This is a genomic window from Pedobacter sp. WC2423 (genome assembly GCF_040822065.1).
In the GTDB taxonomy this organism is placed as follows: Bacteria; Bacteroidota; Bacteroidia; order Sphingobacteriales; family Sphingobacteriaceae; genus Pedobacter.
The window spans coordinates 562,306-574,322 of record NZ_CP162005.1; the positions used below are offsets into that span (position 1 = coordinate 562,306).

The 12,017-nt window shown below is 38.0% G+C and carries 10 protein-coding genes; 7 read left to right on the plus strand and 3 right to left on the minus strand.

All coding sequences use genetic code 11. The annotated features are described in order from the left end of the window. Window positions 1–391 precede the first annotated feature (391 nt). Both AB3G38_RS01935 and AB3G38_RS01940 read left to right on the plus strand, forming a co-directional pair. A complete protein-coding gene (locus AB3G38_RS01935) occupies window positions 392–1,276 on the plus strand; it encodes a polysaccharide lyase (protein WP_367866814.1) in 885 nt (294 codons plus the stop codon). A gap of 112 nt (window positions 1,277–1,388) precedes the next feature. Continuing rightward, on the plus strand, window positions 1,389–3,278 hold the full coding sequence (locus tag AB3G38_RS01940; protein ID WP_367866815.1) for a 7TM diverse intracellular signaling domain-containing protein: 1,890 nt from the start codon (window positions 1,389–1,391) through the stop codon (window positions 3,276–3,278). 3 nt (window positions 3,279–3,281) lie between these two features. On the opposite strand, the gene AB3G38_RS01945 is transcribed toward AB3G38_RS01940, so the two are convergent. Further along, window positions 3,282–4,325: a hypothetical protein gene (locus tag AB3G38_RS01945; RefSeq protein ID WP_367866816.1), complete on the minus strand. Its 1,044-nt coding sequence runs from the start codon at window positions 4,323–4,325 to the stop codon at window positions 3,282–3,284. A 17-nt stretch (window positions 4,326–4,342) separates the two neighbouring features. Then, window positions 4,343–5,398 (minus strand): endonuclease/exonuclease/phosphatase family protein, encoded by a 1,056-nt coding sequence (locus tag AB3G38_RS01950; RefSeq protein WP_367866817.1) that lies wholly within the window; start codon window positions 5,396–5,398, stop codon window positions 4,343–4,345. A gap of 219 nt (window positions 5,399–5,617) precedes the next feature. On the opposite strand from AB3G38_RS01950, the gene AB3G38_RS01955 reads away from it, so the two are divergent. From AB3G38_RS01955 to AB3G38_RS01970, 4 genes are all read left to right on the plus strand, one after another. Continuing rightward, window positions 5,618–6,460: a DUF3828 domain-containing protein gene (locus AB3G38_RS01955; RefSeq protein ID WP_367866818.1), complete on the plus strand. Its 843-nt coding sequence runs from the start codon at window positions 5,618–5,620 to the stop codon at window positions 6,458–6,460. Window positions 6,461–6,503: 43 nt separating this feature from the next. Further along, entirely contained in the window at window positions 6,504–7,025 is a 522-nt protein-coding gene (locus AB3G38_RS01960; RefSeq protein WP_367866819.1) for a DUF3828 domain-containing protein, read from the plus strand. 174 nt (window positions 7,026–7,199) lie between these two features. Beyond that, the gene (locus AB3G38_RS01965; RefSeq protein WP_367866820.1) at window positions 7,200–7,727 is read left to right on the plus strand and encodes a DUF3828 domain-containing protein; all 528 of its coding nucleotides are present in this window, start codon (window positions 7,200–7,202) and stop codon (window positions 7,725–7,727) included. Window positions 7,728–7,956: 229 nt separating this feature from the next. Continuing rightward, window positions 7,957–8,511, plus strand: a complete 555-nt coding sequence (locus tag AB3G38_RS01970) for a hypothetical protein (protein ID WP_367866821.1) — start codon at window positions 7,957–7,959, stop codon at window positions 8,509–8,511. A 25-nt stretch (window positions 8,512–8,536) separates the two neighbouring features. Here the strand turns inward: AB3G38_RS01970 and AB3G38_RS01975 are convergent, their stop codons facing one another. Then, a complete protein-coding gene (locus AB3G38_RS01975) occupies window positions 8,537–9,139 on the minus strand; it encodes an HD family hydrolase (RefSeq protein WP_367866822.1) in 603 nt (200 codons plus the stop codon). 151 nt (window positions 9,140–9,290) lie between these two features. Between AB3G38_RS01975 and AB3G38_RS01980 the strand changes: the two genes are divergently transcribed. Beyond that, the gene (locus tag AB3G38_RS01980; RefSeq protein WP_367866823.1) at window positions 9,291–12,011 is read left to right on the plus strand and encodes a DEAD/DEAH box helicase family protein; all 2,721 of its coding nucleotides are present in this window, start codon (window positions 9,291–9,293) and stop codon (window positions 12,009–12,011) included. The last annotated feature ends 6 nt before the right edge of the window (window positions 12,012–12,017 follow it).

Here is a 12,017-nt window from a genome sequence, read left to right on the forward strand (position 1 = left end):
TGGAGATGATATCTCCTGACAGCCCGCCTTAATCCTATGGTGAAATGGGCGATCCATCTCCGGTACAGGCGAACCAGCCTTGTTAACCGGCCGTAATTTTAATACAGGTCCGTTTGCTTTTTCATCTTCTGAAAATCATATCCGGGTAACTGGAAAAAAAGAATAAATATTTTTTTGTGGTGTAAGCGTATCAAAGATAAAATGAGACAGCAGTTAAAGCGGTTACAGGCTGATAAATACGCTTGTTATGTTAAAAAATCTATGATTTATAGCGTATCAATTGGTTTTTAATTATTTGATATACAGATAATTGTAAAATTTTTATCTTGCTTATATCCATAAAAGTCCTTTAAATTTATAGGACCTAAATTATAAACTAAATATTTATCTAATGAAAAAACAGACTACTAGAAGACAGTTGATGGCCAGTATAGTTTTACTGGCAGTTTTATTCGGGACAGCTTGTAAAAAAGACGTCAATACAAACGAATCGGGCAACAAAAATCAGGACGCTTCAGCAACTGCAGTGAATGCCGTCAATGAAGACATTAATCTGAACTGGGAAAACCGGGCCAATGGCTCTACTTACACCAATTCACAGGCGGCAGCAGATTTTGGAAACATTTCGGGATGGCAGGAATCCAGAGCATTTGTGACCAATGGAAAAGACGGTTCTAATGGATTAAGAGTTACTTTATTGCCAAATGCGCTTTCAGGAGCTGGGGGGTTGATTGGAAATGTAAATCTGAGCCAGGGAACTGCGTATGAACTGGATTATGATGTGAAATTTCATAGCAATTTCAATTTCAGCAAAGGCGGAAAGATTGGTTTCGGCTTTGCAATTGGTGAAGGAAATACCGGGGGAGATCCTGGGTGGGACGGAAATGGTGGAACGCTGCGGTTAATGTGGTATGCATCAAGTGCAGACAGAGTATTCTTTCAGCCTTATGTTTATCATAAAGATCAGCCTACCAAATTTGGCGATACTTACACGCAACGGTTCCCATCAAGCGGATCTCTTCAAAAAGGAGTTTGGTATCATGTCCATATGTATGTGAAAAGCAATACAGGTTCAAGTACCAACGGACATGCTCAAATTATGATCAATGGACAAACCATTCTGGATAATGATATCCGCTGGACTACAAATGATAGTCAGAGATTAATCAATAAGCTTACCTTCCACACTTTCAGAGGAGGAAGCCAGGAAGAATGGAAAGCAAATACTACAGATTATATCTATTACGATAATTTAGTGGTGAATAAAATCAATTAGTGCACTCAGCTGGCCTGGCTTTTCATGGTCAGGCCAGTTGTCTGATTGTTAAATTGTTCATTGCAATTGATTATATTTAGTCATCCTGTGATTAACATCTTTACAATTTTTAATGACTAAACCTGTTTTTAACTCTTCTGCAGGCCATTTGGTTAGAATCCTTATGGTCATGTGTTTATTTTTTATGCTGACAACTGAACTGTCTTATGCACAAAAGATTATTTCAATTGATGATAAAGTTCCGCATTATATTTTTTCTTATGGGGAAATTGAATATTTGGAAGATAGTACGGGCACTTTGAAATTAACTGATATTTTAAAGCCTGCTCTTCAGTCAGCATTTCTTGTGAATAAGAAATATACACCCAAAAACTATCATATCACCTCTGCTTACTGGTATAAGTTTAAAATAAAACATTCCAGAGCATCTGCTAAAAACTGGATACTTGAATTCTTTGATCAGTCAATTAATCATTTTGCCTTGTTTGTACCCGACAGCAATGGTAATTACCAGGCGTATTATTCCGGGACTGCCTATCCATTTAGTCAAAGAGAATATCAGCATAAGAACTTTGTTTATGAGCTTAATAATGATACTGACGCAACGCTAACCTACTATGTACGGATAAAATCGTCTCAATCAGTAAGTGCGCTTATGGTATTGAGAGATATCCGCTGGTTTGTGAAATATGCCCTGAATGAATACCTGATTTTCGGATTGTTCTATGGAATGGTAATCGTTTTCAGTTTGTATAACCTGCTCATGTTTTTTGCGGTCAGACAGATGCAATATCTCTATTATGTATTGTATAATCTAAGTATTGGCCTTTACGAAATGAGCATTGATGGTATAGCCTTTCAATACCTGTGGCCTGACTGGCCTTTATGGAATGAATATGGGATTGGCTTTAGTTTGTATTTAAGCAGTGTTTTCGCGCTGATGTTTACCCTTAATTTTCTTTACGTCAAATCCAAAGCGCCGAAGCTTTATCAATTAATTGTCTGGGTTATCATTTTACGCAGTTTATTTTTTATAATCTGTCTGTTTAATACACATCTTTTTAGTTATAAACTAGTAGAAATCATCCCTTTGCTCGTTGCTTATGGAACTGGTATTTATATTTTTAAAAAACATTACCGTCCGGCAATGTTTTTTGTGATCGGTTATACATTTCTGGTTATCGGCTTCCTGATCAAAATTCTGTTGTTATTAAATGTACCCTGGATGCCATACGGGCCCTTTACTTACTATAGCCTGAGTTTCTGTTTTGTATTTGAAATGATCCTTGTGTCTTTTGCCATTGGCGAGCGTGTGAGGACCTTGCGCAAAAATGAAAGTGAAGTGCAAAAGAGAATGATTCATCAATTGCAGGTAAATGAAAGTCTGAAAGATACTTTAAACAAGGAATTAACTACACTGGTTGATGAGCGCACACAAGAAGTCAGCCTGAAGGCTTCCATTATTGAAAAACAGAATGAAGAGATTTCCTTGATGAATACGATGCTGGAAAAAGATAATCAGGAATTGCATTTGAACATAGAGAAGGTTACCAAAGCCAGGGTAATGTCAGCTCATGTTGATTTTGCAGAGTTCAGTAAGATTTATCCGGATAGGGAAACGTGTTTTAAATATCTTTCCGAGCTGAAATGGGCGAAAGGATATACTTGCCGTAAATGTACAAATACATTTTTTCTGGCCGGTTTCTTACCCTATAGCAGAAGATGTACCAAGTGCGGTTATGATGAATCAGTAATTGCGCATACTATTTTTCAAAATAGCAAGATCCCGATCAATAAAGCTTTTTATATGCTTTTTTTGGTATACTCTACAAAAGGGAAGATTTCTTCCCATAAACTCTCAGGATTATTGCTGATCAGGCAGAGCACATGCTGGGCGTATAACAGTAAAATGCAGAAGATACTGGAAGAACGAAAAAAAGAATTAAAAACCAGCGGAGAAGGAGGATGGAGTAAACTGGTGCTGGATCCGAATCTTCCTTAGTTGCTATAATTTCACCTGCCTGATAATATTTTTAATATTCAGTTCTACAATATCAGTCATGGTTTTACAGTTTAGGTAATTCAGGTCTGCAAAATGTTCTGACATCCCTTTTTTCAATGTCTCTATGTTTTCTGGCGTGGTCAGAACCTCCGTATTGGATACATCCCGTAAATCCGTAAGACGATGGCGCTCACTGCGGACACGGTGTAAGATAGAAGATTTCTCTTCCTGTTGATATTGCAGAAAAGTTTTATCAGACAATTGGTCCATACACATCTTTACATAAGGAAGGTTCTCTTTAAAGAATTGTGCAAGGTATACTTTGATATTTCCTTCATAAAACTGCTGATCAAAGTCAATAGCCCTGATCCTGAACTGAATATCATCAAAGTCGGGTGTGATCTGTACCACGAAATTATAAGCCCGCATATCGCCCAGCAGCATGACTAAACAACGTTCGTTGAATTTTACAAATTCTTTTGCAATACGTGTAGGATTATATTCTGGATTGTGTAAATACATTTTTGCGAAAACATCTCCTGGTATTCCGGCCACATGCTCTTCAATCAGTGTTTCTCCATCAACCAGATAGTTAACTTGGTTTGGGGAGAGAATTTCTTCCAGCTCCAGGCCGTAAATCCGGGATGCATCTGCTTTTTTAACATAAAAATAGTCGTAGACATCATTTAGACGATTGACAATTTTAATCCGAAAAGGATGTGTATTGCCAAAGGTGCAATATTCGATTTTTTCAATATATTTATGTTGTACGATACGCAGGTTACCAGATGCTTTTAAATTGGCATAAATAACTTTCAGGCCATTATGTAATTGTTCAATCCGGTCTGCAGGGTAAATAGGCCCTTCCCAAAGTGAATCTTTTCCATATTTATCCATAATCGGATAGGCTTCATCAAAAACTAACAAGTCATTGTAAGTGATTGGAAGTTTGGAGTCCCGCTGATAGGTTCTCAGGTACTTTTGCAAAGCAGCTGTAACTGGGAAAATTGGTTTCTTACGGGATATTTTTACATCATCAGGTTCCATGTACAGGCAATTTACGTTTAATCACTGGTAATATCTTGTTTCTTTTCTGTTGCAACTGCTATATCCTCAGCATCAGGTTCCATCGCTTCTTGTTCAATAGAGGCTTTTGCCTCGTATTGGAGGTCAATATAAATCGGAAAATGATCAGAGCCGGAATTTGCCAGGCGCTTGATATGCTTCAGTTTAAAATCTGTGGAGATAAAAGCATGATCCAATGGAAAGCGCATAACCGGATAATGTGCATGGAAAGTGTTGAAAAATCCTCTTCCTCTTCTTGGATCCAGCAGGCCGCTCATTTTCAAAAACAGTTCTGTAGTATAACTCCAGGCAACATCATTCATATCACCGATAACGATTACAGGATCTTTACTTTGCTGCGCAAGATCTGCTGTGAGCAGCAATTCCTTATCTCTTTCAGTAGATCTTGGATTTTCATTAGGCACAGGCGGAGTCGGGTGCAGCGCATATAACTGGATCCGCATGCCATTTTTAAGGATCACACCAGTATGAATAGATGGAATATCTTTTTCTACGAGATAAAGAACAGCCGGATCTTTTAATTCCAGTTTGGAATACAATAGCATTCCATAAGTGTTTTCCAGTGGTACGCGAACGTGAAACCCGTATCTCTTTTCCAGTTCCCTGGTTTCGTTGTCCCAGCGCTGGTTAGTTTCGAGCAGGAGTACCAGGTCCGGATCGCTTTTTTGTATTTCTTGCAGGCAGCCTTTTGAATTGGTATTGTCCTGATAAACGTTGGCGATCATGATACTCAGACTTTGTTCCGGAATAGCTGCCGTTATCCTGAGTACTTGTTTTTTTCCAAATGGAGTGAAAGGGACGATTTGTACAAAAAGATAGCCAATATTCAAGGTAATTAAACCAGTGAGTAACCAGTTATAAAGTACCGGCCCCTGGTAAAAAAAGATAATCAGTAATACACAAATGATAGAAAGTACCAGTTTTTGTAAACGGGGATAATCGAAAATTCTGAAAGTCCAGTAATCGTGTTTAACAATTGATAATAAGGTGAAAGAGAGCAGAAGAATTGATAAGATGATAATAAATGCGTGCATTACCGGATTTTAAAAGAACTATTTAACTATTTTTTTTTAAACTTACTGATTTATCCCGGCTCACCAAAATAGGGGTTTATTGTTACTGACTACACAATCCATTTATTCTCCGGTGCATATAAATATTTCAGTGCTGCAATAGGGGTCTTGCAGCTAAATCGCGTTTATAGAATTATAAAAGCTGTTCCGGGCAGCTTACTGAACTTTAAACCTAATGATATGAAATTAAGAATCCTGTTATCATTGATCGTAACGACGCTCTTACTCAGTTGTAACCCTTTCAAAAATAATGAGATTAACAAAGTGATTAATGCCTTCTATAATCACCACAAGGGGCCGTTTGAGGAGGTAGACAAAACTTTACTTTCCACTACTTTATCCGATCTGGTAAACAAAGCAATTGCAGAAGAAGTTAAATCTGCAGAAGAACTCAAAGCTTTAAAATCAACAGACAAGCCAAACAGGATTGAAGGTGATATTTTTACCAGTCTGTCAGAAAGTTTCACCTCTTATGAGATTGGTAAAACCAGCATCTATGACGATAAAGCTACTGTTCAGGTCGAGTTTACCAATAACAAGGCCGGCACTGAAACGTGGAAAGACGATATAGAATTAATTAAAGAAAATCATGCCTGGAAGATCGATAATGTTCGTTTTAAAGGGGAACACTCTTTTGGGAAAAGTACTAAAGATGTGCTGTCGCAGTTTTTGACCCCCATTACCGCAGTAAGTTCGGATGCCGACGATCAGCGTTGCAGGCTGTGTGCTGGTCATCAATATCAATGGAGTAATCTTAAAAAAGGATGTATCCGTGTGCTTGAATTGCCTTTTAAATTAAAAAGTATGGATAAAACTTCAACCGCAAGTGTCATCTTTTCCGATGATCAGAAAAAAGCAGAAGTCTTTACACAAAAAACAAGCTGGGTACTGAACAAAAAATCTTTAACAGCTTATGAAACCGAAGCTTCTGATAAAGGCGTATTTCTGGAAAAAAGAAATAATGTCTGGAGGCTTGGAGAGTTGAAAGATGGTAAAACGATCTATTCAGGGCATGTAGAATAAAATAATCATCAATTAATACCTGGCAAAACAAATCCATATACCAATGAAAACCAAAATTTTAGTATCAATCATTACTGCTGTAATTTTATTCGGCTGTACTAATTCTAAAAGCAATAGCGCAGCTAAAGCTGTAGATGCATTTTATAAAAATTACGATGGCCCTTTTGAACTGGTAAACAAAACCTTATTGTCCAGAGAACTGGCTGCACTGATTGACAAAACGGTTAAGTTAGAAGAACGATCAGCCGCTGAATTAAAAGCGGCAAAGTCAACTGATAAGCCAGCTATGATAGAAGGAGATATTTTTACAAGTCTGTATGAGAGTTATACTTCTTTTAAAATAGTACGGGTAAGAACTGACGGTGATCTGGCCACAGTACGTGTAGAATTCACGAATCACCGGGAAGATGATATTGTATGGACGGATGAAGTGCAGCTGATCAGACAAAATGGGAACTGGAAAATAGATGATGTACGTTACGGGTTGAAAAATGCACCCTGTCCGAATCTTAAGAAAGGACTGTCAGATTTTCTGACTCCTGAGCCTGTTGTAAACGAAAGTTAGCGAACCTGTAAGAGGCCCGAAAAACAGAAAAACGATTGATTTGATAAGCAATGTTATTGTGTTATCATTCAAATACTTATGGGTTAATTTCAGTGATATTATTTATTGTCCTGTCTGAATAATTGCTTATATTAGAGAGTAGTATTTTTTAGCTAAAAACCAAATATTAAGCTTATGAAAACCAAAATTCTATTTTTTCCTCTTATTGTTATTATGCTTTTATTTAGCTGTAACAACACTCAAAGTGATGGGATCACCAAGGTGGTTAACAAATTTTACAAATATTACAAAGGCAAGTATGTTGGTGCCGATAAAGGGCTGCTTTCTGCCTCATTAGCCGTACTGATTGACAAAGCACTTGAAAAGGAGGCTTTATCGGCAGCAGAGATCAGGGCCTCAAAATCAACGGATAAGCCAGCAATGATTGATGGTGACATTTTTACCAGCCAGCAGGATGGATATACCGGATTCAAAATTGGTGAAACTAAAATTGAAGGAGATAAAGCTGTTGTTAGTGTTGAGTTTACCAACAAGACTGCTAACAATAAAGCATGGAAAGATGATGTCGTAGTGGTTAAAGAGAACGGTGCCTGGAAAATTGATAATGTCAATTATAAAGGGGATGCAGGCAAAAATGTCAAAGCAGTGCTCACCCAATTCTCATCGGCTTCAGTTTCTGCCCCTATGGAAAGCAAAAAATAATACCGTGTGCTTTTATATTGTCATTCACCAAGAGTATAGATTTATACTGATTTGATAAAAAAAGCTTGCCCAGCCTGCACTGCCCCCAAAAAGTCAGACACTATTTGGGGGCTTTTTTATGCCGCTGAATAACCTTAAATAAGCTTATTAATTGATTAACAGTAGTATAATATTCACACAATAATAAGTTTCTTGATAAAAATGCTTAATTTTTCACAAAAAAGCAGCCATGGGAGAAAAAATCATATCAAAAGTAATCGGAACTTTAACTGAAGATGATAGCCTTTTAGATTGGTGGATAGGAGAAGAAATTGAGATCCCGTTTTTTGATCATGAAAAAGTAGGCATCAGTTTTACCGATTATGACAGGGAGCATGATGAAACGTTTTTAGTGGAGGCTGATGATGCTTTGCAACATTTTCTGGCGCTGACTTCTGCAGACAGGAAAGCCGTAACCCATCTTGTTTATAAAAACTGTTTAGATTTTCTGGAATTCGCAGAGCCGGATGAAGCAGATGATGATTTAAGAGCAATTACTGATGAAAATGAGATTTGGAAATTCGTGCAGCCAACAGAAATTTATGTGACAAGACGGTTGTATGAACAAGAAGATCTTTATGTTCAGGTTGTCTGTGCGTGTGATTGGGATCAGGAACATGGGTTGCAGTTAGTTTTCAGACAGGGAAAAAAACTGACCAGAGTAAGTGGTCAGGATGGTCATTTAACTGAAGCTGATGCTGAGGGCAAGCCGGATAGTGAAGATTTTTTATTGTCTCAATTTTAGTATGAATGCGTAAAGAACAAAAATCTTAATCAGTGTCCGTCTTTTTTATATATCCTTTTGCTACACTATCATCAATCAGTGTTTCAGTAAAATCCCATATAATTTTAGATCCATGTTCAATTTTACGGGTTTTCTCCATCACTGTATGGTAAGGTACATGGTGTTCAGTCCAGGTACCGCCCTGATTTGATACATTCTGTAAGATCGGTTCAAACCTATCCATAGAACGTGCAAACCTGGCCTCTGCTGTATCTCCGGTTTCAAATTCTTCCCAGATTGCAACAAATTCTTCTGCTTGTTTTGCAGGCAGCAAACCAAATATTCTTTCTGCTGCTTTACGTTCGGCCTCTATATTGTCATGGTTCACAATCGTATCATACAGAAAAACATCACCTGAATCAATCTCTACCAGGTCGTGGATCAGCAACATTTTTAAGACTTTTAAAATATCTACCGGCTCATTGGAATGTTCCGCCAATGTAAGTGCCATCATAGCCAGGTGCCAGCTGTGTTCGGCATCATTTTCTCTGCGGTCACTGTTGAAAAGGCGGGTTTTTCTCTGGATGTATTTAAGCTTGTCGATTTCGTGAATAAAAGCAACTTGCTGAAGTAGTATATCTAAATTCATGAGGATAAAAATCTTTGTCAAAGATAGAAATGGAAAACGGTTATCAGGATAATCCAGTAAGAATTTTCTAATTTAAAGCCCGGAGTGAGAGGAAAAATTTAACTTCGCTCAACTTTAAAATTTAGGATCATTAATTTATAAATACATCGGGTTGATTGAGTTTCCAAAAGATATTGGGTTTAAATATAGCTGGAGAAAATATCAGCAGCGCATTTTTGATCAGCTGGACAGGTATTTAACAGACGGACACCTTCATATTATAGCACCTCCGGGGTCGGGAAAGACCATACTGGGGTTAGAAGTGGCTTTGCGGCTCAATCAGCCTGTTTTAATTCTGGCGCCAACTATTGCGATCAGAGCACAATGGATTCAGCGTTTCTGCGAACTGTTTTTATCAAATGATATAATACCCGGCTGGATATCAACAGATATTCGTAAACCTGGATTTATGACGGTTGTTACTTATCAGGCACTCCATGCAGCCTGTAATAACCTGCGTATTGATGAAGCTGAAACTGACGCCGAAGAGGAAACTGAAGAAACAAAAACTGAAAATAGCGATAACAGGAATCTTGATCTGATTGTTAAAGGACTGATTGAACAGAAAGTCGGGACAGTTATAGTTGATGAGGCACATCACTTGAAAAATGAGTGGTGGAAGACGTTGACAAGAGTTAAAAACCAGCTTAAGCCTGTTATTGTTGGTTTGACGGCAACGCCTCCTTATGATGTTTCTGTGAATGAATGGCAAAGGTACCTCGAACTTAACGGGCCGGTTGATCTGGAGATTTCTGTGCCTGAACTAGTGATAGAGAACGACTTATGCGCACATCAGGACTATATCCATTTTACTTTGCCTACAGCAGATGATGCGCAAAGCATACAGACTTTCCGGCAAAATGTATCTGGTTTATATTTAGAAATCAAAGCTGATGAGACTTTGATTTCTGCTTTAGAAAACTGGACTGTCTGGATAGAGCCTGCCGCCCATCTGGAATGGATTTATGAAAACTTCTCTTCTTATGCCGCTTGTCTGATCTTTCTGAAAGCATGTGGAAGAGAAATTCAGGATGGACATCTTGAAGTTATAGGAGATAAAAAATTCAGTGTTCCAATATTGGATTATACCTGGATAGAAACCCTGTTGCAATTTTATCTTTTTGACAATACTCATTTTAATACGTTTCAGGAACACCGGAGAAAGCTCGAAAACCGGTTAATTCATCATGGTATAATTGAAGGCAAACAGATCAGCTTCTGGCATAACAAGAAGGTAACAGGTTTTTTAACTTCCAGTATTAATAAGTTAAATAGTATTAAAGAGATTGCTGATTTTGAATATCAACGGATCAATACGGCATTGAGGATGGTTATTCTTTCAGATTATATAAGGAAAGAATTTTATGTGAACGGCTCAGAGAACGTCATGGAGTTGAATAAAATTGGTGTGATGCCTGTTTTTGAAAAGTTAAGACGTAATAATCCGGCCCAGATGAAAATAGGGGTGTTAACAGGTTCAATTGTTATCCTTCCTCAAACTGCTTATGCAGCATTTGAAGTCTTATCAAAAGCTGCGGGATGCTTAAAAGTTAATGCGTCGGTTGTGCCATTTGATGCAGATTATCTATTCATCCAGGTTGAAGGAAACCTGAGGAATTCAATTATACAACTGGTCACTGCCATTTTTGAGGCTGGTGGTATTGAAATACTGATTGGTACCAAATCTCTGCTAGGTGAAGGATGGGATGCACCCGCTATAAATTCACTTATTCTGGCCAGTTTTGTTGGTTCTTTTGTTTTATCTAACCAGATGCGTGGAAGAGCGATCAGAACGCAAAAAGATAATCCGGGAAAAACCGCCAATATCTGGCATTTAGCTTGTATAGATCCAACTTCAGCTACGGGTGGTGATGACTTTGATCTACTGAAAAGAAGATTCAGAGGCTTTGTTGGCGTGTCACTTCAAGAGAAATCGGGTATTGAAAATGGGATAGGGCGTTTAAATATTCCTGATAGAATTCACGAGGTTAAAGAAATAGCCCTCAGCAACAAAGAAACATTTATTGGTGCAGGTGACCGTGAATCATTAAAGGAGGCCTGGAACACCGCTTTAAAAGCTGGAGTAGTACTGGTAGAGGAAATTCGCGTTCCTTTTTCTGATAAGGTACCTTATCAAAAGGTAAAAAAGATGTATCTGAATAAAACGATGGCTTATCTGTTCGCTGAATTGTTTTTTGGACTCCTGAGTTTCGGAGCAGATATGATCAGGCTGTTTTTCCGTTCACTCCGGTATATGAAAACTCCTGAATCTTTTTTTAAATGGCTGATGCTTGCAGGGTGCCTGGGATTGATCTTTTGTGGTAAACAGCTTTATACTGCTGCCAGGTTATATTTAAAATATCGTGATATTTCAAAAGATGTGTTTCAGATTTCCAATGCGCTGCTTAAATCATTGATTAAGGCGGAAGTTATTCACTCTGATCCTTCGAAGTTGGAGATTATTACTACACATGATAGTTATGGTGCTGTTTATTGCCATCTGACAGGGGGAACAACTTTTGAAAATTCTGTATTTATAAAAGCTTTAAGGGAAGTGCTGGAAGAAATTGATAACCCGCGTTATGTGATTGTAAGGAAAAGCTGGTTGTTTTCTTTTTTTAGTCAGCGGGATTACCATGCGCTTCCGGAAATACTGGCCAGAAATAAAGAACTTGCTGAATATTTTACCGGGCAGTGGAGAAATCTGGTTGGCCCTTGTAATTTGATATTTACGCGGACCCTGAAAGGCAGAAAATTGTTACTGCAATCAAGAATGCAGGCGCTGTCTTCCCAATTTACGAAAAAAACAGAGCAAGTGAATAAATGGAAATGATCAACA